Annotated in this window: 30 protein-coding genes and 1 tRNA gene; 26 read left to right on the top strand and 5 right to left on the bottom strand. The window is 63.6% G+C overall.

Going from position 1 to position 24,851, the window contains the following annotated elements:
- From F6X42_RS21045 to tatC, 16 genes are all read left to right on the top strand, one after another.
- A complete protein-coding gene (locus tag F6X42_RS21045) occupies positions 1 to 240 on the top strand; it encodes a BolA family protein (RefSeq protein WP_187636064.1) in 240 nt (79 codons plus the stop codon).
- A 111-nt stretch (positions 241 to 351) separates the two neighbouring features.
- A complete protein-coding gene (gene murA / locus F6X42_RS21040; RefSeq protein WP_187636063.1) occupies positions 352 to 1,614 on the top strand; it encodes a UDP-N-acetylglucosamine 1-carboxyvinyltransferase in 1,263 nt (420 codons plus the stop codon).
- Positions 1,611 to 2,312 carry an ATP phosphoribosyltransferase gene (hisG, locus tag F6X42_RS21035; protein ID WP_187636062.1) on the top strand — a complete coding sequence of 234 codons (702 nt, stop codon included), beginning with the start codon at positions 1,611 to 1,613 and terminating at the stop codon, positions 2,310 to 2,312. The genes murA and hisG overlap by 4 nt, the downstream gene beginning before the upstream one ends.
- Before the next feature lie 58 nt (positions 2,313 to 2,370).
- Positions 2,371 to 3,705 (top strand): histidinol dehydrogenase, encoded by a 1,335-nt coding sequence (gene hisD / locus F6X42_RS21030; protein WP_187636061.1) that lies wholly within the window; start codon positions 2,371 to 2,373, stop codon positions 3,703 to 3,705.
- A gap of 135 nt (positions 3,706 to 3,840) precedes the next feature.
- Entirely contained in the window at positions 3,841 to 4,911 is a 1,071-nt protein-coding gene (gene hisC, locus F6X42_RS21025) for a histidinol-phosphate transaminase (RefSeq protein ID WP_187636060.1), read from the top strand.
- A 102-nt stretch (positions 4,912 to 5,013) separates the two neighbouring features.
- Positions 5,014 to 5,601, top strand: a complete 588-nt coding sequence (hisB, locus tag F6X42_RS21020) for an imidazoleglycerol-phosphate dehydratase HisB (RefSeq protein WP_187636059.1) — start codon at positions 5,014 to 5,016, stop codon at positions 5,599 to 5,601.
- A gap of 160 nt (positions 5,602 to 5,761) precedes the next feature.
- Positions 5,762 to 6,403: an imidazole glycerol phosphate synthase subunit HisH gene (gene hisH / locus F6X42_RS21015; protein ID WP_187636058.1), complete on the top strand. Its 642-nt coding sequence runs from the start codon at positions 5,762 to 5,764 to the stop codon at positions 6,401 to 6,403.
- A 181-nt stretch (positions 6,404 to 6,584) separates the two neighbouring features.
- Positions 6,585 to 7,337, top strand: a complete 753-nt coding sequence (hisA, locus tag F6X42_RS21010) for a 1-(5-phosphoribosyl)-5-[(5-phosphoribosylamino)methylideneamino]imidazole-4-carboxamide isomerase (RefSeq protein ID WP_027199018.1) — start codon at positions 6,585 to 6,587, stop codon at positions 7,335 to 7,337.
- A 247-nt stretch (positions 7,338 to 7,584) separates the two neighbouring features.
- Positions 7,585 to 8,358, top strand: coding sequence for an imidazole glycerol phosphate synthase subunit HisF (gene hisF, locus F6X42_RS21005; RefSeq protein WP_187636057.1), 774 nt, complete (start codon positions 7,585 to 7,587; stop codon positions 8,356 to 8,358).
- Between the two features lies 1 nt (position 8,359).
- Positions 8,360 to 8,770: a phosphoribosyl-AMP cyclohydrolase gene (gene hisI / locus F6X42_RS21000; RefSeq protein WP_187636056.1), complete on the top strand. Its 411-nt coding sequence runs from the start codon at positions 8,360 to 8,362 to the stop codon at positions 8,768 to 8,770.
- On the top strand, positions 8,767 to 9,162 hold the full coding sequence (locus F6X42_RS20995) for a phosphoribosyl-ATP diphosphatase (RefSeq protein ID WP_187636055.1): 396 nt from the start codon (positions 8,767 to 8,769) through the stop codon (positions 9,160 to 9,162). The genes hisI and F6X42_RS20995 overlap by 4 nt, the downstream gene beginning before the upstream one ends.
- A 90-nt stretch (positions 9,163 to 9,252) precedes the next feature.
- Positions 9,253 to 9,648 carry a DUF4870 family protein gene (locus tag F6X42_RS20990; RefSeq protein WP_187636054.1) on the top strand — a complete coding sequence of 132 codons (396 nt, stop codon included), beginning with the start codon at positions 9,253 to 9,255 and terminating at the stop codon, positions 9,646 to 9,648.
- Between the two features lie 93 nt (positions 9,649 to 9,741).
- The gene (locus F6X42_RS20985; protein ID WP_187636053.1) at positions 9,742 to 10,107 is read left to right on the top strand and encodes a histidine triad nucleotide-binding protein; all 366 of its coding nucleotides are present in this window, start codon (positions 9,742 to 9,744) and stop codon (positions 10,105 to 10,107) included.
- Positions 10,108 to 10,378: 271 nt separating this feature from the next.
- Positions 10,379 to 10,624 (top strand): Sec-independent protein translocase subunit TatA, encoded by a 246-nt coding sequence (tatA, locus tag F6X42_RS20980; protein WP_187636052.1) that lies wholly within the window; start codon positions 10,379 to 10,381, stop codon positions 10,622 to 10,624.
- Between the two features lie 48 nt (positions 10,625 to 10,672).
- Positions 10,673 to 11,218 (top strand): Sec-independent protein translocase protein TatB, encoded by a 546-nt coding sequence (gene tatB / locus F6X42_RS20975; RefSeq protein WP_187636051.1) that lies wholly within the window; start codon positions 10,673 to 10,675, stop codon positions 11,216 to 11,218.
- Positions 11,219 to 11,252: 34 nt separating this feature from the next.
- Positions 11,253 to 12,035, top strand: a complete 783-nt coding sequence (gene tatC, locus F6X42_RS20970) for a twin-arginine translocase subunit TatC (RefSeq protein WP_187636050.1) — start codon at positions 11,253 to 11,255, stop codon at positions 12,033 to 12,035.
- 91 nt (positions 12,036 to 12,126) lie between these two features.
- On the opposite strand, the gene F6X42_RS20965 is transcribed toward tatC, so the two are convergent.
- Complete coding sequence (locus tag F6X42_RS20965; protein WP_187636049.1) at positions 12,127 to 13,347, bottom strand: Do family serine endopeptidase; 1,221 nt, start codon at positions 13,345 to 13,347, stop codon at positions 12,127 to 12,129.
- A gap of 19 nt (positions 13,348 to 13,366) precedes the next feature.
- Here F6X42_RS20965 and F6X42_RS20960 point away from each other — a divergent pair, with 19 nt between their 5' ends.
- From F6X42_RS20960 to F6X42_RS20925, 8 genes are all read left to right on the top strand, one after another.
- The gene (locus F6X42_RS20960; protein ID WP_187636048.1) at positions 13,367 to 14,113 is read left to right on the top strand and encodes a Nif3-like dinuclear metal center hexameric protein; all 747 of its coding nucleotides are present in this window, start codon (positions 13,367 to 13,369) and stop codon (positions 14,111 to 14,113) included.
- Between the two features lie 220 nt (positions 14,114 to 14,333).
- Positions 14,334 to 14,954: a ubiquinol-cytochrome c reductase iron-sulfur subunit gene (gene petA, locus F6X42_RS20955; RefSeq protein ID WP_187636047.1), complete on the top strand. Its 621-nt coding sequence runs from the start codon at positions 14,334 to 14,336 to the stop codon at positions 14,952 to 14,954.
- A complete protein-coding gene (locus tag F6X42_RS20950; protein ID WP_187636046.1) occupies positions 14,954 to 16,333 on the top strand; it encodes a cytochrome b in 1,380 nt (459 codons plus the stop codon). Before petA ends, F6X42_RS20950 begins: the two co-directional genes overlap by 1 nt.
- A gap of 23 nt (positions 16,334 to 16,356) precedes the next feature.
- A complete protein-coding gene (locus F6X42_RS20945; RefSeq protein WP_187636045.1) occupies positions 16,357 to 17,112 on the top strand; it encodes a cytochrome c1 in 756 nt (251 codons plus the stop codon).
- A gap of 94 nt (positions 17,113 to 17,206) precedes the next feature.
- Positions 17,207 to 17,818 carry a glutathione S-transferase N-terminal domain-containing protein gene (locus F6X42_RS20940; RefSeq protein WP_006052302.1) on the top strand — a complete coding sequence of 204 codons (612 nt, stop codon included), beginning with the start codon at positions 17,207 to 17,209 and terminating at the stop codon, positions 17,816 to 17,818.
- 66 nt (positions 17,819 to 17,884) lie between these two features.
- The gene (locus F6X42_RS20935; protein ID WP_187636044.1) at positions 17,885 to 18,382 is read left to right on the top strand and encodes a ClpXP protease specificity-enhancing factor; all 498 of its coding nucleotides are present in this window, start codon (positions 17,885 to 17,887) and stop codon (positions 18,380 to 18,382) included.
- A gap of 19 nt (positions 18,383 to 18,401) precedes the next feature.
- Positions 18,402 to 18,477: transfer RNA gene (locus tag F6X42_RS20930), tRNA-Thr, on the top strand.
- A gap of 399 nt (positions 18,478 to 18,876) precedes the next feature.
- Positions 18,877 to 20,001: a methyltransferase gene (locus F6X42_RS20925; protein WP_187636043.1), complete on the top strand. Its 1,125-nt coding sequence runs from the start codon at positions 18,877 to 18,879 to the stop codon at positions 19,999 to 20,001.
- 15 nt (positions 20,002 to 20,016) lie between these two features.
- Here F6X42_RS20925 and F6X42_RS20920 read toward each other — a convergent pair whose 3' ends face one another.
- Positions 20,017 to 21,288, bottom strand: coding sequence for a TIGR03862 family flavoprotein (locus F6X42_RS20920; RefSeq protein ID WP_187636042.1), 1,272 nt, complete (start codon positions 21,286 to 21,288; stop codon positions 20,017 to 20,019).
- Between the two features lie 453 nt (positions 21,289 to 21,741).
- On the opposite strand from F6X42_RS20920, the gene F6X42_RS20915 reads away from it, so the two are divergent.
- Entirely contained in the window at positions 21,742 to 21,951 is a 210-nt protein-coding gene (locus F6X42_RS20915; protein ID WP_187636041.1) for a DUF1059 domain-containing protein, read from the top strand.
- Positions 21,952 to 21,991: 40 nt separating this feature from the next.
- Here the strand turns inward: F6X42_RS20915 and F6X42_RS20910 are convergent, their stop codons facing one another.
- Complete coding sequence (locus F6X42_RS20910) at positions 21,992 to 22,312, bottom strand: type II toxin-antitoxin system HicA family toxin (RefSeq protein ID WP_026225718.1); 321 nt, start codon at positions 22,310 to 22,312, stop codon at positions 21,992 to 21,994.
- A gap of 388 nt (positions 22,313 to 22,700) precedes the next feature.
- On the opposite strand from F6X42_RS20910, the gene F6X42_RS20905 reads away from it, so the two are divergent.
- Positions 22,701 to 23,543: a class I SAM-dependent methyltransferase gene (locus tag F6X42_RS20905; protein ID WP_187636040.1), complete on the top strand. Its 843-nt coding sequence runs from the start codon at positions 22,701 to 22,703 to the stop codon at positions 23,541 to 23,543.
- An 8-nt stretch (positions 23,544 to 23,551) separates the two neighbouring features.
- Here F6X42_RS20905 and F6X42_RS20900 read toward each other — a convergent pair whose 3' ends face one another.
- Together F6X42_RS20900 and F6X42_RS20895 are read right to left on the bottom strand one after the other, a co-directional pair.
- Positions 23,552 to 24,106 carry a DUF1415 domain-containing protein gene (locus F6X42_RS20900; RefSeq protein ID WP_187636039.1) on the bottom strand — a complete coding sequence of 185 codons (555 nt, stop codon included), beginning with the start codon at positions 24,104 to 24,106 and terminating at the stop codon, positions 23,552 to 23,554.
- A 58-nt stretch (positions 24,107 to 24,164) separates the two neighbouring features.
- A complete protein-coding gene (locus F6X42_RS20895) occupies positions 24,165 to 24,812 on the bottom strand; it encodes a TetR/AcrR family transcriptional regulator (RefSeq protein ID WP_187636038.1) in 648 nt (215 codons plus the stop codon).
- Between the last annotated feature and the right edge of the window lie 39 nt (positions 24,813 to 24,851).

Here is a 24,851-nt window from a genome sequence, read left to right as displayed (position 1 = left end):
ATGTTGCCGACTCCCGAACAGGTCAAACAGTACATTTCAGCTGGACTCGCGTGCGAGCATCTTGAAGTCGAAGGCGACGGTCAGCATTTCTTTGCGACGATCGTCTCGCCGAACTTCGAAGGCAAGCGCCTGATCCAGCGTCACCAACTCGTGTATGCGGCGCTCGGCGACCGCATGCGCGAAGAAATCCACGCGCTCAGCATGAAGACGCTGACGCCCGCCGAATGGCAGAACGCGTAATCTGGAAATTTAGTGCGAATTACTCAGGAAGGGCGCGACACCGCTAGCGGCGCGCCGAACACAGACAAGGCAGGTCCGGACGCGAACCGGGCCGATCAGGAACCGACAGGCATGGATAAACTCATCATTGAAGGTGGCTACCCGCTCTCCGGTGAAGTTGTCGTCTCGGGTGCGAAAAACGCGGCATTGCCGATCCTGTGCGCGGGTCTGCTGAGCGCCGATCCGGTGCATCTGGAGAACGTGCCCGATCTGCAGGACGTGCGCACGATGCTCAAGCTGCTCGGCCAGATGGGCGTGCGGATCGAAGCGGGCGAAGGGCGCGTCGCGCTCGACGCGTCGAAGGTCGACAACCTCGTCGCGCCGTACGAGATGGTGAAGACGATGCGCGCGTCGATCCTCGTGCTCGGTCCGCTCGTCGCGCGCTTCGGTCATGCGCGCGTGTCGCTGCCGGGCGGCTGCGCGATCGGCGCGCGTCCGGTCGATCAGCACATCAAGGGTCTGCAGGCGATGGGCGCCGAGATCACGATCGAGCACGGCTTCATCGAAGCGCGCGCGAAGCGTCTGAAGGGCGCGCGCATCGTCACCGACATGATCACCGTGACCGGCACAGAGAACCTGCTGATGGCGGCGGTGCTCGCCGATGGCGAAACGGTCATCGAGAACGCCGCGCGCGAACCCGAAGTGGTCGACCTCGCGCATCTGCTCGTCGCGATGGGCGCGAAGATCGAAGGCATCGGCACCGACCGTCTGGTGATCCATGGGGTCGACAAGCTGCACGGTGCGAAGCACACGGTGATTCCGGACCGCATCGAAGCGGGCACTTTCCTGTGCGCGGTCGCGGCAGCCGGCGGCGACGTCACGCTGCGCAAGATGCGTCCGCTGCTGCTCGAAGCCGTCACCGAAAAGTTGCGCGAAGCGGGCGTCACGGTCGAGGAAGGCGACGACTGGATGCGCGTGCGCATGGACAAGCGCCCTAGCGCGGTCACGTTCCGCACCTCCGAATACCCGGCGTTTCCGACCGACATGCAGGCGCAGTTCATGGCGCTCAACACGATCGCGGACGGTACGTCGCAAGTCGTGGAGACGATCTTCGAAAACCGTTTCATGCACGTCCAGGAGCTGAACCGTCTCGGCGCGAGCATCACGATCGACGGCAACACGGCGCTCGTAACCGGCGTCGAGAAACTGTCCGGCGCGAAGGTGATGGCCACCGATCTGCGCGCGTCCGCGAGTCTCGTGATTGCCGCGCTGCGCGCCGAGGGTGAGACGCTGATCGACCGGATCTATCACCTCGATCGTGGCTACGATCGCATGGAAGCGAAGCTCAACGCGATCGGCGCGAAGGTGCGTCGCGTTTCCGGGAGCGAGGCATGAGCTCGATGCCGCAAACGTCGTCGTCGCCGGCGGTGCGCGCGCCGCTCACGCTCGCGTTGTCGAAAGGGCGTATCTTCGAGGAAACGCTGCCTCTGCTCGCGGCGGCCGGCATCGAGGTGGCGGAAGATCCGGAGAGCTCGCGCAAGCTGATCCTGCCGACCACCGACCCGAACCTGCGCGTGATCATCGTGCGCGCAACCGACGTGCCGACCTATGTGGAGTACGGCGCGGCCGACTTCGGTGTGGCCGGCAAAGACGTGCTGCTCGAGCATGGCGGCGGCGGCCTGTATCAGCCGGTCGACCTCGACATCGCGCGTTGCCGGATGTCGGTCGCGGTCGCGGCGGGTTTCGATTATGCGAACGCGGTGCGCCAGGGCGCGCGTCTGCGTGTCGCGACCAAGTACGTTGAAACCGCACGTGAGCATTTTGCCGCCAAGGGCGTTCACGTCGATCTGATCAAGCTGTACGGTTCGATGGAACTCGCGCCGCTGGTCGGCCTCGCCGACGCGATCGTCGACCTGGTCAGCTCGGGCAATACGCTGCGCGCGAACAATCTCGTCGAGGTGGAGGAGATCATGCAGATTTCGTCGCGCCTCGTGGTGAACCAGGCAGCGCTGAAGCTCAAACGCGCCGCGTTGCGGCCGATTCTCGACGCGTTTGCCAATGCGTCGTCGAATGCCGGCGCCCCGGCGGCCTGACTGACGATGGCAACGTGACGTCGCCCTGATAGCGCGCCTTACCGAAACGGATACCCGTATGTCTACCAAGATTCGCAAACTCGATTCCACCGCTCGCGACTTCCACAAGTCGCTGCACGCGGTGCTCGCGTTCGAGGCGAGCGAAGATGAAGCCATCGAGCGCGCGGTCGCGCAGATTCTGAACGACGTGAAGGCGCGCGGCGACGACGCCGTGCTCGAGTACACGAATCGCTTCGATCGCATCGATGCGAAAAGCGTGGCCGAACTCGAGCTGCCGATGTCGGAGCTCGAGGCTGCGCTCGAAAGTCTCGAGCCGAAGCGGCGTGCGGCGCTCGAAGCGGCGGCGGCGCGTGTGCGCGGCTATCACGAGAAGCAGAAGATCGAGTGCGGCAGCCATAGCTGGCAGTACACCGAGGCCGATGGCACCGTGCTCGGCCAGAAGGTCACGCCGCTCGATCGCGCGGGGATCTATGTGCCGGGTGGCAAGGCCGCGTATCCGTCGTCGGTGCTGATGAACGCGATTCCGGCGCGCGTGGCCGGCGTGCGCGAAATCGTGATGGTGGTACCGACGCCGGACGGCGTGAAGAATCCGCTCGTGCTCGCGGCGGCTCTGCTGGGCGGCGTCGATCGTGTATTCACGATCGGCGGCGCGCAGGCGGTGGGCGCGCTCGCGTACGGCACGCAGACCATCCCCGCGGTCGACAAGATCTGCGGCCCTGGCAACGCGTATGTCGCGTCGGCGAAGCGGCGCGTGTTCGGCACGGTCGGCATCGACATGATCGCCGGGCCGTCGGAAATCCTCGTGCTGTGCGACGGCACGACCGATCCGCGCTGGGTCGCGATGGACCTGTTCTCGCAAGCCGAGCACGACGAGCTCGCGCAGTCGATCCTGCTGTGCCCGGACGACGCGTTCATCGCGCGCGTGCGCGAAGCGATCGACGAACTGCTGCCCGCCATGCCGCGCCACGAAGTGATCCGTACATCGCTCGAAAACCGCGGCGCGCTGATCAAGGTGCGCGACATGGCCGAGGCCTGCGCGATCGCCAACGACATCGCGCCGGAGCACGTCGAAATCTCGGCGCTGGAGCCGCATCAGTGGGCGCAGCAGATCCGTCACGCAGGCGCGATCTTCCTTGGCCGTTACACGAGCGAGAGTCTCGGCGACTACTGCGCGGGCCCGAACCACGTGCTGCCGACGTCGCGTACCGCACGGTTTTCGTCACCGCTCGGCGTCTATGATTTCTTCAAGCGTTCGAGCCTGATCGAGGTTAGCGCGGACGGTGCGCAGACGCTCGGCGAGATCGCCGCGGAACTCGCATACGGCGAAGGTCTGCAAGCGCACGCACGCAGCGCCGAATACCGGATGCGGCAGAACAACCACGAACGCGGCTGACGCGGATCGCGTGATAACGCTGGCGCGCGGCGGAGCCCAACGCCCGTTCAATAACGACGACAGAGACCAACCCCGAGCGGCCCTGCGCCGACGACGCCGTCCCGGCGTTCTTCGCACGGCCCGGCCCCCGAAGCTATGACGAGACCTCAAGACATCATCCGCAGCGACGTGCTCGCAATGACGAGCTACCCGGTTCCGGACGCCACCGGCTTCATCAAGCTCGACGCGATGGAAAACCCGTTTCCGCTGCCGCCGGAACTTGCCGCGCATCTCGGCGAGCGCCTGGCCGGCGTCGCGCTGAACCGTTATCCGGCGCCGCGTCCCGAGCAGCTGATCGAGCGCATCCGTCACGTGATGGGCGTGCCGGCGGGTTGCGACGTGTTGCTCGGCAACGGCTCGGATGAAATCATCAGCATCATGTCGGTCGCGTGCGCGAAGCCAGGCGCGAAGGTGCTCGCGCCGGTGCCGGGCTTCGTCATGTATCAGATGTCGGCGAAGCTGGCGAATCTGGAATTCGTCGGCGTGCCGTTGAAACCCGACTTCACGCTCGACACCGACGCGATGCTCGCGGCGATCGCCGAGCACGAACCGGCGATCGTCTATCTCGCGTATCCGAACAACCCGACCGGCACGCTGTTCGATGACGCCGAAATCGAGCGCATCATCGCCGCGGCGAGCAAGAGCCTGATCGTCATCGACGAGGCGTATCAGCCGTTCGCGCAGAAGAGCTGGCTGCCGCGCGCCGATCAGTTCGACAACGTCGTCGTGATGCGCACGGTATCGAAGCTGGGCCTCGCCGGCATCCGCCTTGGTTACCTGGTCGGCAAGCCCGCGTGGCTGACCGAGTTCGACAAGGTGCGCCCGCCGTACAACACCAACGTGTTGACGCAGGCCGCCGCCGATTTCCTGCTCGACCACATCGGCGTGCTCGACGCGCAGGCCGCGCAATTGCGCGACGAGCGCACGAAGCTCGCGCGGGCGGTAGCGGCGCTACCGGGCGCCGAAGTGTTCCCGAGCGCGGGCAACTTCCTGCTCGTGCGCGTGCCGGATGCGTCGGTGCTTTTCGAAACTCTGCTAACGGCGCGGATTCTGATCAAAAACGTGAGTAAAATGCATCCATTGCTGGTCAATTGCGTGCGTTTGACCGTCGGTTCGCCGAAAGAAAACGCCCACTTGCTCGCCGGGCTGAAACTCGTGTTGCGGTAATCCGCCGCGCCGAGCGGCGGCATAAAAGCGGCTGCACTGTGCAGCCCGCCATTTTTCCACCCCACATTACTAGCGCTTTCAAGCCAGATTCGAGGAATTGCCATGCGCCTTGCGGAAGTCGTTCGCAACACTAGCGAAACGCAGATCCGTGTGAAGATCAACCTGGATGGCACCGGCCAGCAGAAGCTGGCCACCGGTGTGCCTTTCCTGGACCACATGCTCGACCAGTTCGCCCGCCACGGGTTGTTCGACCTCGAGATCGAAGCGCATGGCGACCTGCACATCGACGACCACCACACGGTCGAAGACACCGGCATCACGCTCGGCCAGGCAGTCGCGAAGGCGATCGGCGATCGCAAGGGCATCCGCCGCTATGGTCATTCCTACGTGCCGCTCGACGAAGCGCTGTCGCGCGTCGTGATCGATTTCTCCGGCCGTCCGGGCCTCGAATTCCACGTGCCGTTCACGCGCGCGCGCATCGGCACGTTCGACGTCGACCTGTCGATCGAATTCTTCCGCGGCTTCGTGAACCATGCCGGCGTGACGCTGCACATCGACAACCTGCGCGGCATCAACGCTCACCATCAGATCGAAACGGTATTCAAGGCGTTCGGGCGCGCGCTGCGCATGGCCGTCGAACTCGACGAGCGCGCAGCCGGGCAGATTCCGTCGACCAAGGGCAGCCTCTAACGCAACGGCCGTAACAGGCTTTAACACGGGTTTCAACGCCTCCAACGTCTTCAGCCACCCGCCTTCAGGCGACCCATCGGACATGACCGTCCATGCCGGCACGTCGTTCGACGCGGCGCGGCGGTATCGATGGATCGGGGGCAGAGCGGCCAAACTTGAAATGAAAACTTCGATAGCGATTGTGGATTACGGAATGGGCAACCTGCGCTCGGTTGCCCAGGCACTGCGCAAAGCCGCGCCGGAAGCGGACGTGGCGATCGTCGATCGTCCGGAAGCGATCCGCGCGGCCGACCGCGTGGTGCTGCCGGGCCAAGGCGCGATGCCTGACTGCATGCGCAGTCTCGGTGCGTCCGGTTTGCAGCAAGCGGTCGTCGAGGCGTCCCGCAGCAAGCCGCTGATGGGCGTGTGCGTCGGCGAGCAGATGCTGTTCGACTGGAGCGCCGAGGGCGACACGCCGGGTCTGGGTCTGTTGCCCGGCAAGGTCGTGCGTTTCGAGCTAGAAGGCCAGGTGCAGGACGACGGCTCGCGCTTCAAGGTCCCGCAGATGGGCTGGAACCGCGTGCGTCAGGCGCAGCCGCATCCGCTTTGGGACGGCGTCGCCGACAACGCGTTCTTCTACTTCGTGCACAGCTACTACGTGGTGCCGGACGACCCGGCGCATACGTCGGGCGAAACGGTCTACGGCGCGCCCTTTACCTCGGCGGTAGCGCGGGATAACATCTTTGCCACCCAATTCCACCCTGAAAAGAGCGCCGACGCGGGTTTGCGCGTGTATCGCAACTTCGTGCACTGGAACCCGTGAACGCCTTTTTTCATCCCGTTGCCGCGCGCGCGTCGCGCGGTGTCCCGGTCCCGCATCCGACCGGCGCCCCACTGGAGCGCCGAACGAGTTGTACTAAACTAGCGAGACGGTATTGCGGCGGGCTGACTCGCCAGCCGCTGCCGCCGACCTTCAATCCACTCCCAGATAACACCCGATTGCTATGCTGCTGATTCCCGCCATCGACCTGAAAGACGGTCAGTGTGTACGCCTCAAACAGGGCGATATGGACCAGGCGACGATTTTCTCCGAGGAACCGGCGGCCATGGCCCGACATTGGGTCGACCGCGGCGCGCGTCGACTGCATCTGGTCGACCTGAACGGCGCGTTTGCCGGCAAGCCGAAAAACGGCGATGCAATCCGCGCGATCATCGATGAAGTGGGCGGCCAGATTCCGGTTCAGCTGGGCGGCGGCATCCGCGACCTGAACACGATCGAGCGCTATCTGGACGACGGTTTATCGTACGTGATCATCGGCACCGCGGCGGTGAAGAACCCCGGCTTTCTGCAGGACGCGTGCACCGCGTTCGGCGGTCACATCATCGTCGGTCTCGACGCGAAAGACGGCAAGGTCGCCACCGACGGCTGGAGCAAGCTGACCGGTCACGAAGTGGCCGACCTCGCGCGCAAGTTCGAGGACTACGGCTGCGAGTCGATCATCTACACCGACATCGGCCGCGACGGCATGCTGCAAGGTATCAACATCGAAGCGACGGTGCGCCTCGCGCGCGCGGTCAAGATTCCGGTGATCGCGAGCGGCGGTCTGTCGAACCTCGCCGACATCGAATCGCTGTGCGAAGTCGAAGGCGAGGGCATCGAAGGCGTGATCTGCGGCCGCGCGATCTATTCGGGCGACCTCGACTTCGGGGCCGCGCAAACGCTCGCGGACCGGCTGCGCGAAGCGGACGACGCTTAAGCGCGGCGTCGGCTGCGCGCGCCGGGCAGGTTGCGCTGGCCGCCTGCGTGGTGCTCACCTCGGCTTGCGGCGCTCGCTCGAACGGCGGCAGAGTGGTAGACGGCGTCGCACGATCACGCGCCCGGAATCTCGCCAGCTTGCGGCCGGCACCTCACTCGCGGCGCGACGCAACCGCTCGCGCCGGCCACCGTGCCGCTTGCCCGCAAGCGAGCGGCCTCATCAGCGGTATTGGCAAAATTGCACGATCATGGCTCTAGCTAAACGCATCATCCCCTGTCTCGACGTCACCGCGGGCCGCGTGGTCAAGGGCGTCAACTTCGTCGAACTGCGCGACGCGGGCGACCCGGTCGAAATCGCTCGCCGTTACGACGATCAGGGCGCCGACGAACTCACGTTCCTCGACATCACCGCGACCTCCGATCAGCGCGATCTGATTCTGCCGATCATCGAGGCGGTCGCCTCGCAGGTGTTCATTCCGCTGACGGTCGGCGGCGGCGTGCGCGCGGTTGAAGACGTGCGGCGCCTGCTGAACGCGGGCGCCGACAAGATCAGCATGAACTCGTCGGCGATCGCGAATCCGCAACTCGTGAAGGACGCGACCGACAAATACGGCTCGCAGTGCATCGTCGTGGCGATCGATGCGAAGCGCGTCTCGGCCGACGGCGAAACGCCGCGCTGGGAAGTCTTCACGCACGGCGGGCGCAAGGCCACCGGCCTCGACGCGGTTCAATGGGCGCGCAAGATGGCCGAGCTCGGCGCCGGCGAAATCCTGTTGACCAGCATGGATCGCGACGGCACTAAGAGCGGCTTCGACCTCGCCCTCACGCGCGCGGTGTCGGACGCAGTGCCGGTGTCCGTGATCGCTTCGGGCGGCGTCGGCAATCTGCAGCATCTCGCCGACGGCATCACGAGCGGTCACGCGGACGCGGTGCTCGCCGCGAGCATCTTCCACTATGGCGAACACACGGTCGGCGAGGCCAAGCGCTTCATGGCCGACCAGGGCATTTCGGTGAGGTTGTGACGTGACGAATTCCTCGGCAGTGAACTGGCTCGACAAGGTCAAGTGGGACGCGAACGGCCTCGTGCCGGTGATCGCGCAGGAAGCGTCGACGAACGACGTGTTGATGTTCGCGTGGATGAACCGCGAGGCTCTCGCGAAGACCGTCGAGACCGGCCGCGCGGTGTATTTCTCACGCTCGCGCCAGCGCCTGTGGTTCAAGGGCGAGGAGTCGGGCCACGTGCAGCATGTGCATGAAGTGCGACTCGATTGCGACGAAGACGTCGTGCTGCTGAAAGTCGAGCAGGTATCGGGCATCGCGTGCCATACCGGCCGCCACTCGTGCTTTTTCCAGAAATTCGAAGGCTCGGTGGACGACGGCGACTGGCAGGCCGTCGATCCCGTGCTGAAAGACCCCGAACACATCTACAAATGACGCAATCCACGCAAAACCCGTCGCCCGCCACGGCTTCCACGCTCGACACGCTGCTGCGCCTCGCGGCGGTGATCGACAGCCGCAAGGGCGGCGATCCGGACATCTCGTACGTATCGCGCCTGTTCCACAAGGGCGACGACGCGGTGCTGAAGAAGATCGGCGAAGAGGCCACGGAAGTCGTGCTGGCCGCGAAAGACGCGCGCCACGGCGGCGCGCCTAAGGCGCTGGTCGGCGAGGTCGCGGATCTGTGGTTCCACTGCCTCGTGATGCTGTCGCATTTCGATCTAAGTCCCGCTGACGTGGTCGCCGAGCTCGAGCGACGCGAAGGCCTGTCGGGCATCGAGGAAAAGGCGCTGCGCAAGAGCCGCGAGCGCGACGAGAACGGCGACTGAGCAAGCGGAGCGGAAATCTGGCGCTTCCGCTTGAAGTCGCGCGCGCCGGCACCTATATAGCGGTAACCGCACCTTCGGGAGGACGCAAGCATGGAACAGCCGCAAGAAAGCTATCCGCCGCCGGTCTACCGCCACGCGATGGAGCCCGAACGCGAGCGCAGCCTGCGCACGCTCACACACGTGCTGTATGCGCTGTATGCGGTTCACTGGCTGACCGGCGGGCTCACCATTCTGATCGCGATCATCATCAACTACGTCAAACGGCCGGACGTGGCCGGCACGCCGTACGAAGCGCACTTCGAATGGCAAATCCGCACGTTCTGGCTGGGCCTCGTCGGTTACGCGATCGGTGCGTTGCTGTTGCTCGTCGTGATCGGCATTCCATTGCTGTGGGCCGTCAGCATATGGATGTTGTACCGTATTATCAAAGGCTGGCTGTATCTGTACGATAACAAGCCGTTCGCGAATCCGGCCGGCTGGGTCTGAACGCTCGCCGGTCCGCATGGGCGGGCCGGCTTTCGGGTCGAACCTCGTCGCGCGCGGCTTCGCTCGCCCAAGTCATACCGCGTCAGGAATACGATGAGTCACGATCCGAACTGTCTTTTCTGCAAGATCGCCGCTGGCGAAATCCCGTCGACCCGAGTCCACGCAGACGACGAGTTCGTCGCCTTCCGCGACATCCGGCCGGCGGCCGAAACGCATGTGCTGGTGATTCCTCGCCAGCACATCGCGACGCTGTCGAACTGCGTCGAAAGCGACGCGCCTCTGCTTGGTAGAATGCTTGTGCTGGCCGCGCGACTGGCCGAGCAATTGGGGGTCGCATACAGCGGCGGAGAAACGGGCTTTCGCACGGTCATCAATACCGGTCCGGGCGGTGGTCAGGAGGTGTATCACCTGCACCTGCACATTCTCGCGGGACCGCGCCCCTGGCAACGCATGGGCTGAGTGCCGGCTCGCGTGTCATGCGCGCTGCGTGAAATGCGCAAACCGGCGCGAGTTTTGGTCGAGGACAATAGCGCCACCGTTGTTTTTACCGCTGTAATAACGTCGACGCGATCGTCTCGCCACAATGACATCGGTGGAGACCACGGGCGTATCGCCAGCGAGGCGTGGCGACGTGCGGTAACGTAGAGTGAGATGGAGACGAAGCGCACGCGCTTCAGGTTATGCAAATTTGCCGCATCGAGATGCGGCGCCGGGGTTAAGGAGAGTAGTCATGGGTTCGTTGAGTATTTGGCATTGGTTGATCGTTCTGTTGATCGTCGCGCTCGTGTTCGGCACGAAGAAGCTGCGCAACATCGGTGGCGATCTGGGCGGCGCGGTAAAGGGCTTCAAGGAAGGCATGAAGGATGCCGATTCGCCGTCCGCCGACGCGCAACAGCAGCAGCGCGAGTTGCCGCGCAACGGCGCGGTGGACGTGGACGCGAAGGAAAAGACGCAGCAATCGAGCGACTACCGCTAAGCCGCGGCGTTCGCGCCGTTCCCGCGTTTCTGACGGACACCCCATTTCATGCTGGACCTCGGTCTAACCAAGATGGCGCTGATCGGCGTCGTCGCGCTGGTCGTCCTCGGGCCTGAGCGCCTGCCACGTGTGGCTCGCACGGCCGGCGCGCTGTTCGGCCGCGCACAACGGTACATCAATGACGTGAAGGCCGAGGTCACGCGCGAAATCGAGCTCGACGAATTGCGGCGCATGAAGACCGAGTTCGAGAAGGCCGCGAGCAATGTCGAAACGGCGGTTCAGGACAATCTGCGCAAGCATGAGAATGAACTGAACGAAGCATGGAATAGCGGTACGTCGGTGTCGCCGAGCATCGCCGGCGGCGCGCTCGAAGACGCTGGCAGCGGGGGCAGCGGCAGCACCGGTGGTGCCACCTCGTGGCCAGTTAGTACGCCGGCCGCCGCGCCCAAACGCAAGAACTGGCGCGTCCAGCAGAGCGCCATGCCCACCTGGTACAAACGTGCGAGTCTGCGCCGCACGCGCGTGCAGTCGGGCGCCGCGCGCGTTGCGCGGCACACACCTGCCAACCTGCGTCGTCCGACGCGGTTTTTCTGATGTTCAGATCGACAATCCCTAACCGAGGGCCGGTGTGAGCGACCCCCAGCAATCCCAGAACGAAGGCACTGAAGAGACCTTCATTTCCCACCTCGTCGAACTGCGTGACCGCATCATCCGTGCGGGGCTTGCCGTCATCGTCGTGTTCATCGGGCTCGTGTACTGGGCGCCGGACATCTTCAAACTGCTCGCGCGTCCGCTGATGATGAATCTGCCGAAGGACGGCAAGATGATCGTCACCGACGTCACCGGCTCGTTCTTCGTGCCGATGAAGGTGACGATGCTGGTCGCCTTCGTGCTCGCGCTGCCGGTCGTGCTGTACCAGATCTGGGCGTTCGTCGCGCCTGGGCTCTATCAGCACGAGAAGAAGCTGGTCGCGCCGCTGGTTGCGAGCAGTTACACGCTGTTCCTGTGCGGCATGGCGTTCGCGTACTTCGTCGTGTTTCCGACCATTTTCCGCGTGATGGCGCACTACAACGCGCCGCTAGGCGCGGAGATGACAACCGATATCAACAATTACCTGAGCTTCGTGCTGACGATGTTCATCGCGTTCGGCGTCACGTTCGAGGTGCCGATCGTCGTCGTGCTGCTGGTGCGGATGAACGTGGTGACGCTGAAGAAGCTGAAGGAAATCCGGCCGTACGTGATCGTCGGCGCGTTCGTGGTATCGGCCGTCGTCACGCCGCCGGACGTGTTTTCGCAGTTGATCCTCGCGGTTCCGCTGATCGTGCTGTACGAAGCGGGCATCATCGCGGCGCGGCTGATCGTCGGCAAGCAGCCGGTGGTCGTGGAGGATGCGAGTCCGCCGTCGAGTTGAGGTATCGCGAGCCGGTGTCGTGCATCAAATAAAAAGGGCAGTTCATCGCGGACTGCCCTTTTTCGTTGCGCGGAAGCCGCAAGCCTTAACCTCAGCCGCCCTCGTCGTCCGGGTGATCGCCGCCGTTTTCGTCTTCCGCCTGTTTCGGCGGCGGTGGGCGTTTGCCGATCATCACATCGAGATCGATCTGATGACCCTTGCGCACCAGGTGCACCTTTGCCGCCGTGCCCGGCTTGATCTGCGCGATCACGTTCAATAGACGCGTGGTATCGGTGATCTGCTGGCCGTTCACGCTGGTCAGGATGTCGCCGGGCTTGATGCCCGCGCGGTCGGCCGGACCGCTCTTCAGCACGCCCGCGACGATCGCGCCCGACTTCTGGTCGAGTCCGAACGACTCTGCGATTTCCGGCGTCACGTCCTGCGGTTCGACGCCGATCCAACCGCGCGTGACCGTGCCGGTCGTGATGATGCTTTCGAGCACGCTGCGCGCGGTCGACACGGGAATCGCGAAGCCGATACCGAGCGAGCCGCCAGAGCGCGAGTAGATGGCTGTGTTGATGCCGAGCAGGTTGCCGTTCACGTCGACGAGCGCACCGCCCGAGTTGCCGGGGTTGATCGGTGCGTCGGTCTGGATGAAGTTTTCGAACGTGTTGATGCCGAGGTGGTTGCGGCCCAGCGCGCTGACGATGCCCATCGTCACGGTCTGTCCGACGCCGAACGGATTGCCGATCGCGAGCACGACGTCGCCGACGCGGGTCTGGTCCATCCGGCCGAGCGTGATGGTGGGCAGATTGGTCATGTTGACCTTGAGCACGGCCAGATCGGTTTCGGGGTCGATACCGATGACCTTCGCGCTGGCGGTGCGGCCGTCGGCGAGCGCGACTTCGATCTGATTGGCGCCGTCGACGACGTGCTGGTTCGTTAGAATGTAACCTTCCGAACTCACTATCACGCCTGAGCCGAGATTCGAGGCAGGCTGCTCCTGCTGCTTGCGATTGTTCCTGTCGCCGAAGAAGTAGCGGAACAGCGGATCTTTGGCGCGCGGGTCGGGAGGCAGTGAGCCATCCTTACTGGAGAACACGTTGACGACCGCGGGCATGGCCTTTTGCGCCGCTTCGGCATAGGACGTTTCGGCGTGGCCAGTGCCGATGCCCGGCGCCACTTCCCGCAGCGCGACGATCGGTTCGACGAGTTGTCTGCCGAACTGTCCTTGACGCTGCAGCCACTGCGGTTTGAGGGTCGCAATGATGAACATCAGCGCCAACAGCACCGTCACCGCTTGGGCAAATAACAGCCAGAAGCGTCTAAGCATCTGAAGACTAGGGGTCTATATGGATCGGATCGAACTTGAATTGTACTTGAACAATCTCCTTGAAACCGCGCGCTTCAAGGACTATTGCCCGAACGGATTGCAGGTCGAGGGGCGCCGCCGGATCAACAAACTCGCGACCGGCGTGACCGCGTCGGTGGCCTTTCTGGAGGCCGCGCTGGACTGGGGCGCGGACGCCGTTCTGGTCCATCACGGCTACTTCTGGCGCAACGAGGCACCGCAGATCACCGGCCGCAAACATGCTCGTTTGAAGCTGCTGCTCGCCAACGACCTGAACCTGTTCGCCTTTCATCTGCCACTCGACGATCACCCCGAATTCGGCAACAACGCGCAGATCGGCGAGAAGATGGGCTGGATCAGCGACGCGCGTTTTGGCGACAACGATCTTGGCTGGCTCGCCACCTTGCCGATGCGGATCACGTTGTCGCACCTGACCGCGGAAATCGCGCAGACGCTGGGCCGCACGCCGCTCGTGTTCGGTGATCCGGATCTCGAACTGCGCCGCGTCGGCTGGTGCACGGGCGCCGCGCAAGGCATGTTCGACGCGGCGATCAACGCGGGCGTCGACGTCTACGTGACCGGCGAGGTTTCGGAGTCGGTCATGCATACGGCGGCGGAAAGCGGCGTCGCGTTTCTGGCCGCCGGCCACCACGCGACCGAACGCTTCGGCGTGCAGGCAGTGGGCAAGCATCTGTCCGAATCGTTCGATATCGAACACCTGTTTATCGACATCCCCAATCCCGTTTGAATTGCGAATTGCATTAACGAAGAAAAAGGTAGGAATACCGTAGAAGGCACTTAAAAGGGGGCACGAAAAAGTTTGCGATCGGTACGGACAAACCCTGAGTTATCAAGGGCTTCGCACGGTTTTTGGCAATCGGCCCTTGTAAATGGCGACTCCATTCGAGCAAACTAGCAGCGGTAGAAGCGACGTGAAGGAAAAATCCAACTCAGAAGTGGGGCGTGTAATGCGAGACAAAGAAGAGGAACGCGTCGATGGCAGCCGCCGTAACTGGCTGGTAGCGACGACCGTAGCAGGCGGCATAGGAGGTGTTGCCGTTGTCGTACCCTTTGTTAGTTCGTTTGCACCATCCGAAAAGGCCAAGGCCGCAGGTGCGCCGGTCGAAGTCGATATCAGCAGTCTGAAGCCCGGCGACATGATGACGGTCGCCTGGCGTGGCAAGCCGGTGTGGATCATCAACCGCACGGACCGCATGCTCGCCGATGTTCAAAAAGCCGACAGCCAGGTAGCGGACCCCCACTCGCTGAATCCATTCTCGATGCCGCTGCCGGAGTACTGCAACAACGAATTCCGTTCACGCGCCGAGAATAAGCGTCTGCTCGTCGCTGTCGCCGTTTGCACGCATCTGGGCTGCACGCCGACGCCGCGCTTCCAGGAAGGCCCGCAGCCCAACCTGCCAGACGACTGGCCCGGCGGTTTCCTGTGTCCTTGCCACGGCTCGACATACGACATGGCCGGCCGCGTCTTCAAGAACAAACCCGCTCCGCAGAACCTCGACATCCCGCGCTTCATGTTCACGTCGGCGACGGCCCTCGTGATCGGGAAGGACGAAAAAGGAGAAGCGTAATGGCGAGCGAACACGAAGTAGAGACGACCGGGCTGGCGGGTTGGATCGACCAGCGCTTCCCAATGACTGCCACGTGGAAGAAGCACGTTTCCGAGTACTACGCGCCGAAGAACTTCAACTTCTGGTACTTCTTCGGTTCGCTTGCGTTGCTGATGCTGGTCAATCAGATCGTCACCGGCATTTTCCTGACGATGAACTACAAGCCCGATGCGACGCTCGCGTTTTCGTCGGTCGAGTACATCATGCGCGAGGTGCCGTGGGGCTGGCTGATCCGCTACATGCACTCCACGGGCGCGTCGATGTTTTTCGTGGTCGTGTATCTCCACATGTTCCGCGGGCTCATGTACGGCTCGTACCGCAAGCCACGCGAGCTCGTGTGGATTTTCGGCTGCCTGATCTTCCTGAGCCTGATGGCCGAGGCGTTCTTCGGCTACCTGCTGCCGTGGGGCCAGATGTCGTTCTGGGGCGCGCAGGTGATCGTGAACCTGTTCTCGGCGATTCCGTTCATCGGGCCGGATCTGTCGCTGTGGATTCGCGGTGACTACGTCGTGTCCGACGTCACGCTGAACCGCTTCTTCGCATTCCACGTGATCGCGATTCCGCTCGTGCTGGTCGGCCTCGTGATCGCGCACGTGGTCGCGCTGCACGAAGTCGGCTCGAACAACCCGGACGGCATCGAGATCAAGGCGAGGAAGGGGCCGGATGGCGTGCCGCTCGACGGCATTCCGTTCCACCCGTATTACTCCGTGCACGACTTCATGGGCGTGTGCATCTTCCTGCTGATCTTCGCGGCGATCATCTTCTTCGGGCCGGAAATGGGCGGGTACTTTCTCGAAGCGAACAACTTCATTCCCGCGAATCCGCTGCAGACGCCGTCGGAAATTGCGCCGGTGTGGTACTTCACCGCGTTCTACGCGATGCTGCGCGCCACCACCGATCCATTCAAGATCGTGCTGATGATCGTCATCGCGCTGCTCGGGCTGCTCGCGCTCGTGCGAGCGCGCGGCAAGTGGCGGATCGGTCTGCCGGTGCTCGCCGTGCTGGTGATCGTCGCGATGGTGTTCACCGAATCGAAGTTCTGGGGCGTCGTGGTGATGGGCAGCGCGGTGATTTCGCTGTTCTTCCTGCCGTGGCTGGACCGGTCGCCGGTCAAGTCGATCCGCTACCGGCCGTTCTTCCACAAGGTTTTCTTCGGGATCTTCGTGATCGCGTTTCTGACGCTCGGCTTCCTCGGCACGCGGCCGCCATCGCCGGCGGCGACGCTGATCGCGCAGATTTGCGCGCTGATCTACTTCGCGTTTTTCCTCGGCATGCCTTTCTGGACGCGGCTTGGCAAGTTCAAGCAGCCGCCGGAACGGGTGCGGTTCAAGCCTCACTAATCGCGAGCCAGGAGAACACGAAGATGAAAAAACTGCTTTCGTTGTGCGCGCTGCTCGGCGTGACCGTGCTCGCCCTGTTGGCCGCTCCGGTCCACGCGGACGAGAATTTCCCGCTCGACCGCGCGCCGGACAACACGAACAATTTCGCTTCCTTGCAGCGCGGCGCGCAATTGTTTGTAAACTACTGCCTGAATTGCCACAGCGCGAACCTGATGCGCTACAACCGCCTGACCGATCTCGGCATTACGCCGAACGAAATCCAGGCGAACCTGCTGTTCACCACCGACAAGGTCGGCAACACGATGACCGTGGCGATGCGCCCGGAGGATGCGAAAGCGTGGTTCGGAGCGACGCCGCCGGATCTGTCGGTGGAGGCGCGGGCGCGCGGCACGGACTGGCTGTACACGTATCTGCGCAGTTTTTACCGCGACGATACGCGCCCGACTGGCTGGAACAATCTGGCGTACCAAAACGTGAGCATGCCTCACGTGCTGTGGCAGCTTCAGGGGCAGCGCGCGGCGAAATTCGGCGACGAAACCGACGAAAGAACCGGCGAAACGGTTCACAAATTCCTCGGCTTCCAGCAACTGACTCCGGGGACGATGTCGCCGGTAGATTATGATTCTGCTGTGGCCGACCTCGTGTCGTACCTGTCATGGATGTCCGAACCGACTCAGCAAACTCGCAGGCAACTTGGCGTGTGGGTGCTGTTGTTCCTCGGTATCCTGAGCTTTTTCGCCTGGCGACTGAACGCCGCGTACTGGAAACATATCAAATAATCACGTCGTTACACGGCGTGGGGCCGGCGCCAGGAAAGACTGCTGAACGGTTTTTCCGCGCGCTGGCCCTTCAGCTTTTTGAGGAAACGTAAACATGATGGTTCTGTATTCCGGCACTACTTGCCCGTTCTCCCAGCGTTGCCGGCTGGTGTTGTTCGAAAAGGGCATGGACTTCGAAATCCGCGACGTCGACCTGTTCAACAAGCCGGAAGACATCGCCGTGATGAATCCGTACGGTCAGGTACCGATTCTCGTCGAACGGGACCTGATTCTGTACGAATCGAACATCATCAACGAGTACATCGACGAGCGCTTCCCGCACCCGCAGCTGATGCCGGCCGATCCGGTGCAGCGTGCGCGCGCCCGCCTGTTCCTGCTCAACTTCGAGAAAGAGCTGTTCGTCCACGTCGGCACGCTCGAAAACGAGAAGGGCAAGGCTGCGGAGAAGAATCACGAGAAAGCGCGCCTCGCGATCCGCGATCGCCTCACGCAGCTCGCGCCGATCTTCCTGAAGAACAAGTACATGCTCGGCGAAGAGTTCTCGATGCTCGACGTCGCGATTGCGCCGCTCTTGTGGCGCCTCGACCATTACGGTATCGAGCTGTCGAAGAACGCCGCGCCGCTGATGAAGTACGCTGAGCGCATTTTCAGCCGCCCGGCCTATATCGAAGCGCTGACGCCGTCGGAGAAGGTGATGCGTCGTTGAGTTTGGCTTTGGAGCGCGGGCGCCGCATCGCTTTGAGGCGCGCCCGCGCCCGCAAGAGGACTGTTGATGCAAGAGATTTCCACCAAGCCTTATCTGCTGCGCGCGCTTTACGAGTGGTGCACGGATAACGGCTACACGCCGCACATCGCGGTCCGGGTCGACAATCAGACGCGTGTGCCGCGTCAGTTCGTGCGTGACAACGAAATCGTGTTGAACATCAGCTTCGAGGCGACCAGCCAGCTGCAGATGGGCAACGAGTGGATCGAGTTCAACGCGCGGTTTTCCGGCAAGTCGCACAAAATCGAGGTGCCGGTCGCCAATATTCTCGCGATCTACGCGCGCGAAAACGGCCAGGGCATGGCGTTCCCGGTCGAATCGGCGGGCGGCGAGGCTCAGGATTCGGGCGCGGATGCCGCGGACGAAGCCGATACGCCGACGACTCCGCACGCGGTCGAAACCGCACCGGCCGACCCGGCCGCAGCGACGGAAGCCAGCGACAAACCGCAGCCCGACGACGATGGCTCGAAAGGCGGCGGCAGGGCTCGCCTTAAGATCGTGAAATGAAGTAGAATCACCGCCTCATGCCGGCTTAGCTCATCAGGTAGAGCGCTTGACTTGTAATCATGAGGTGGCGGGTTCGAGTCCTGCAGCCGGCACCAGATTGGAAAACCCCGTCGAAGCGCACGCTTCGGCGGGGTTTTTCTTTTCCGGTGGAAGACGCCCGAATCGTTGCGGAAGCCGATGACGGAAGCCTCGGTCAGGCTTATTGCGCGGATTTCACGCACGTCAAAGCGTGCGAAGGCAGCGTGAGGTGAGCCGCTCGATGGCTCAAAAATCACGATATCTCTTTCACCTTGTCGATCGTGGACTTGTTTGTCTACATTCGGTGCGTCTAAACTCCCTTGATCACCTTCACCGACGCATACCGCGCCGCGAATCCGCACGATGGCGGTACGGTACTATTCGGGCGTCGCCCGGAATGACCGGCAGCCACCGAGTATGCTGGTCCGCTGCCGCGGTCCTCGTCGCCGGCGACGTCACATCGACTCCATTGCGCCATGACCAGCCCCACAACTCTCACCTGGCCCGAAGCCGACGGCCCGCGCACCGCACGCTGGCGTTCCGAAGCGGCCGTGCCGCCGCCTAAGCGCGTCGTCGTCGCCGACGACCGCACCACCGCCGATTCGGCCTACCGCCTCGCCTGCGAGGGCATCGCGCTGCTGTGGCACGGCGATTTCCAGAATGCGCGCCAACTGCTGCAGGCGGTCACGCGCCGGCTCGAACGCAAGCCCCGCAAGCAGGGCGCGACACCGCTCGACGCGTTCAACCTGCATCGGCAGGCGCAGTCGCAGCGCGCGCGCACGCTCGGCATGATCCTGATTCCGCTCGATGCCGACTACGGCATTCCGCTGCGCCGCGCGCCCGACGTGCGGCAGGCCTGTATCGAAGCGTATGGCCCGGCGACCGGTGAGGCGTCGGTCGTGTCGTTGCGCGAATTGCTGGGCTTGATCGGCGCGCACGAATGGCGCAAGAAAGGTGTTGAGATTGCCGCGCTCGGCGAGCGCGTCTATCCGCACTATGGCGTGTTCTCACCGGTACGCGGCGAGTATGTCGATCTCGTCGCGCGCACGGCGCTGCCGTCGCTCGACCTTGCGTTCGATATCGGCACCGGCACCGGCGTGCTGGCCGCTCTGCTGGCCAAACGTGGCGTGCGCAAGGTCGTCGCGACGGATCAGGATTCGCGCGCGCTTGCATGTGCTCGTGAAAATCTGGTGCGCCTCGGCTACGGCGAGCAGGTCGAGATCGTGCAAGCCGATCTGTTTCCGGACGGACGCGCGCCGCTAGTCGTCTGCAATCCGCCGTGGGTGCCGGCGCGGCCTGCGTCGCCGCTCGAATACGCGGTCTACGATCCGGACAGCCGTATGCTGCTCGGCTTCCTGAACGGGCTTGCGGCTCATCTGACGCCGGGCGGCGAGGGCTGGCTGATCATTTCGGATTTCGCCGAGCACCTCGGCCTGCGCACGCGCGAGTGGCTGCTGGCGGCGATCGAGCACGCGGGGCTGAGTGTCGTGGGACGTGAGGACATTCGCCCACGGCATCCGAAGGCCAGCGATCAGAACGATCCGCTGTACGTTGCGCGAGCGGCCGAGGTCACGTCGTTGTGGCGGCTCAAGGTTCGATGACGGCGATTGCGCGCGTCACGCCGACGCGCCGCGCGCTTCCAGATACGTGCATGCGCCTTGGCCAGCCACCAGCCCGCTGGCAAAACAGGCAGTCAGCAGATAACCGCCGGTCGGCGCTTCCCAGTCCAGCATTTCGCCCGCGCAGAATACGCCTGGCATCCGGTCGATCATCAGATGCGCGTCCAGTGCCTCGAACGGGATCCCGCCCGCCGTGCTGATCGCTTCGTCGATCGGTCGCGCGCGCAGGAGCCGCACCGGCAGCGCTTTGGTCGCGTGAGCGAGGCCGCGCGCATCGGCGAATGCTTCCTTCGACAGAATCTCGTGCAATAACGCCAGCTTGACCCCGCCGATCCCGATTCGCCCATGCAGATGACTCGCGATCGAGCGCGAGCCGCGCGGCCGCGTCACTTCCTCGACGACCCGCTCGAGCGTCAAGCCCGGCGCGAGATCCAGCGCGATCGTGACCTCGCCGTCGGCGAGAATGCGCTCGCGGATAAGCGCCGACAACGCGTAAATCAGGCTCCCTTCGAGGCCCGTTTCGGTCAAAAGTATTTCACCTTGTCGATTGTGGACGTTTTCGTCTACACCGGTCAGCGAAATCGCGACGGGCTTGATCGGCTGACCGGCGAAACGCTCGCGCAGATACGGGCTCCAGTCCGCGTCGAAGCCGCAGTTCGCGGGACGCAGCGGCATCACCGGGACGTCGTGCGGCGTCATCAGCGACACCCACGCGGCGTCCGAGCCGAGACGCGGCCAGCTGGCGCCGCCGAGTGCGAACACGACCGCGTTGCAGCTCACCGTTTGTTCACCGGCGGGCGTGTCGAAGCGCAGCACCTGCGCGGCGTCGTCTCCGGGCATTGACGCCCAGCCGCTCCACTTGTGACGCATATGGAATTGCACGCCCGTTTCGCGCAGCCGATGCAGCCACGCACGCAGCATCGGCGCGGCCTTCATGTCGGACGGGAACACGCGCCCCGAACTGCCAACGAATGTCTCGACGCCCAACTCATGCAGCCATGCGCGCAGTGCGTCGGGACCGAACGCGTCGAGCCATGGCGCGATGTGCGCGCGGCGCGCGCCGTAGCGTGCGAGAAACGGCTCGAGGGGTTCCGAATGCGTGATGTTCATGCCGCCTTTGCCCGCCATCAGGAATTTGCGACCAACCGACGGCATCGCGTCATACACGTGGACCCGCACGCCGCGCCGGGCAAGCGTTTCGGCGGCCATCAGGCCGGCGGGGCCGCCGCCGATCACGGCGACGCGGGCGGAATCGAGCGAGGATGGCATGCGGTTCAGCGGATCAGCGGGGAAAAATGGCGGTGCGCCGCGGCCAGCGAGCGGACGGGCGACGCGAAGGGCGCTATTGTCACACCGCGCGCGGTGCGCGGCAAACGCCGTCGCAGGCTACCGAACATTGCAGAACACTGCCCGGTGCAGGCAAGCAGGCGGCTATTCAGCCAGGCAGCGAGGCTCGGCCGCCCCGGGCCGGAAACACTGGATTCAGTCTTTCCCCCGGCCGTTGCGCATCGCGTTCACCGCTTGGCTCGCGCGGCACGCGACCTATACTTTTCAAACCCCTTCCATCGGACGCCGTTCGCGTCGTTGCTCGCGTCAATCCCCGATCACGTCATTTCCGACGCAGCCGCTGCGGCGCGCTTCACTGCCGCGCGCCGACAGCCGACGCACCTCGCGTGTTGAATCGGTGGAAGGGTCCATCTTGTCTGGTTCAAGGAGGTTGCCATGACCCGCAAATATATCGACTGTCGCGAGTTTCCGAGCGAAACGAACTGCACTGTCGCGCTGTCCGCCGACAGCGACAGCGAACTGCTCGAAGCCGCGGTCCAGCATGCCGTCAGCGTTCACCAGCACGCGGATTCGCCGGAGCTGCGCGCGCAGCTCAAGACGCTATTTCACGAAGGAACACCGCCCGTCGAGGCGCCGCGCGCTTGAGACGAGCGTGGAGGGGGAGTGCGGAAGCCCGCGTCGCGCGCTAACCCGGATAGGCTTCGTCGACCTTCAGCCCGGCGAGCTTGAAGATCACCCGTAGCGTCTGCGGCTTGATGTCGCGTCGCGACGCGAGTGTCGTCATCACGAAGTCGAGCACCTTGGCGTATTTGAGCATCGTCAGGCAGGTTTCGAGATCGACGTTGCCGTCGCGCATGACTTCGGCGAGCCGCAGCATTTCCGTGGAGATATCGCGTGCCATCTCGAGTTCGAGTTGCTGCTTCTCCGACCATGCCGGCGCGGCGGTGAGCTTCGCCAGCATTTCCTGAAACTTCTGCTCGACATTTCCGTTGGGTACCGTATCCATTGCCGCCTCTTCTGTGATCATCCGAGCGCGCGAGCGGTGGCTACGCCGGCTCGCTGCTGGTTCCGTAACGTTCGGCCCGCTCCCGGGACCGCTCTCCCCACATCCTCCGGCCCGCGTGTCCGAATCGCACGGCCGGACAGCGTCCTGTTTTCGGCAACACGGCTTGCATCTGCAGGCTCAGCCGGCGCGTAAGCTCTTTTCAGCCATTATCGAGACACTTTCGCGCACCGCCTTTTGAGCAGGAAATGTTCCCAGCGGACTGCCCGTCCCGCGTGTTCCGCGCGGCGTGCTCGCTGGGAGTGCGGCACTTTGGGTAAACTGGCAGCAACTCTTCTCTTTTTCCGTCATCTGTCGCACGTTCGCACGGCAATTGATGGCGGCCCACACGATGTCCGGCAAAACCCACGAAATCCGTCCCAACCAGTCCGTCGAACTGCTCAAAGAGCTCCACATCCTCACGCGCGACGGCAAGATGAATCAGGACAGCCGTCGCAAGCTGAAGCAGGTCTACCATCTGTTCCAGTTCATCGAGCCGCTGCTCGAGGACCTGAAGGCACAGCAGGGGTCGCTGACGCTCGTCGATCACGGCGCGGGCAAGTCATACCTCGGTTTTATCCTGTACGACCTGTTTTTCAAGGAGTTTCAGGACACCGCAGGTGGGCCTTCGCACATTTACGGCATTGAAACGCGCGAAGAGCTGGTGACGAAGTCCGAAGAGCTGGCGGCGCGGCTCGGCTTCAGCGGGATGTCGTTTCTGAATCTGTCGGTGGCGGAGTCGATCACGTCGACGCGCCTGCCCGCCGAAATCGACATCGTGACCGCGCTGCACGCGTGCAATACCGCCACCGACGACGCGATTCGCTTCGCGCTCGAAAAGCACGCGAAGCACATCGTCGTCGTGCCTTGCTGCCAGGCCGAGGTGGCCGGCGTGCTGCGCCAGAACAAAGGCCGGGCGCTGAAGAGCGCGCTGACGGAAATCTGGCGTCACCCGCTGCACACGCGCGAATTCGGCAGCCAGATCACGAACGTGCTGCGCTGCCTGCAGCTCGAAGCGCATGGCTATCAGGTCAGTGTGACCGAACTGGTCGGCTGGGAACACTCGATGAAAAACGAGCTGATCATCGCGCAGTACAAGGATTTGCCGCGGCGCCGGCCGGCCGAGCGGCTCGGCGAAGTGCTGGACACCCTCGGACTCGATGCGCTGAAGGAGCGGTTCTTCGTGCTGGGCTGAGGCGCGACTCAGCGCTTCATCAACGCATCCCAGCCGGCGACGCCAATGCGCCGCAGCGTTTCCTGATTGCGCTCGTAAATCTGCTGCGCGTCGGGAAAGGCCTGCACCGCCCGCGCGATGCTGTCCTCGCGCAGCAGATGCAGGATCGGATAGGGCGCCCGATTCGTGTAGTTTTCGATATCGTCGGGCTCGCTGTCTTCGAACTGGTAATGCGGATGAAAGCTCGCGATCTGGATGACGCCTTCGAGCCGCAGCTGCTGGATCAGCCGGTCGGCAAAGAACAGGCAATCGTTGAAGTCGAGAAATTCGCCGAACGCGCGCGGCAGGATCAGCAGCGTCGTGTCGATGGCGGCGGGGTCGGCAGCGGCGAGCGTCTGCAGTTCGCCTTCCAGATCGGTCAGCACCGCTTCGAGTGTGTCAGCTTCGGTGACCGCGTAGCGGATCTGCCCCTTCACATGCACGGCCTTCGCGAACGGACACAGGTTCAGGCCGATTACGGCCTCGGTCAGCCAATGACGGGTCGCGGCGATGACGGCATCATGGGATTCGGAGGGGAACGGCATGGCGGACGGACGCGGTGGGAAAAAGCGCAATTTTAATGGACCCGGCTGACGGATTGGCTCAGCGTGCCCGCGTCTGCCCGCAAGCGGCCGCGATCAACTGCGCGGCGACTTTCGGCGCGGCGAGGATCGGCCCGCAGCCCGGCCCATAAGTCTGGCTCGCCGCGTACACGCCCTCGATCAGCAGCCCGAGCGCATCGGCGAGCGCTTGCGGATCACCGGCGCCGGCCGCCGTCGACAGTTCGAGCAGGCGCGCCATCAAGCGCTGCTTGTTGCGGAACACGAATTGCCGCGCCGGATGCGCGGTATCGGAAAACTCCACCGACACGTTCACGAACGGGCAACCGCGGTAATCGTCGACCGAGGCACGCACCGCGAGATCGTCGAAGTACTGCTGAAGCTGCTTCGCCGGCTCGCCCGGATGCTTCGCGAAACTCTTCTCGACGTAGCGGAAGAACTGCTCGTCCTTCTGCTCCAGATACGCCATCACGAGCTCGTCCTTCGACGAAAACTGCCGGTACAGGCTCATTTTGTTCACGCCCGCGCGTTCGACCACCGCATCGACGCCGACCGTACGCACGCCCTCGCGATAGAACAACTCGCTGGCCGCGCGCAGCAGATGCTGCTGCGCCTGCGGCCCGGCGGTCTGCGCGCCGCGCGCGCGCCGGGCGCGAGTAGGCGCGGGCTTGAGAGTTTCGCTGTCGGACATGGCAAGTCACCCGAATGAAATTGCTACCTTGATTGCTAC

Source organism: Paraburkholderia podalyriae, assembly GCF_014397785.1.
In the GTDB taxonomy this organism is placed as follows: domain Bacteria; phylum Pseudomonadota; class Gammaproteobacteria; order Burkholderiales; family Burkholderiaceae; genus Paraburkholderia; species Paraburkholderia podalyriae.
This window is presented reverse-complemented; position numbering and strand designations above follow the sequence as displayed.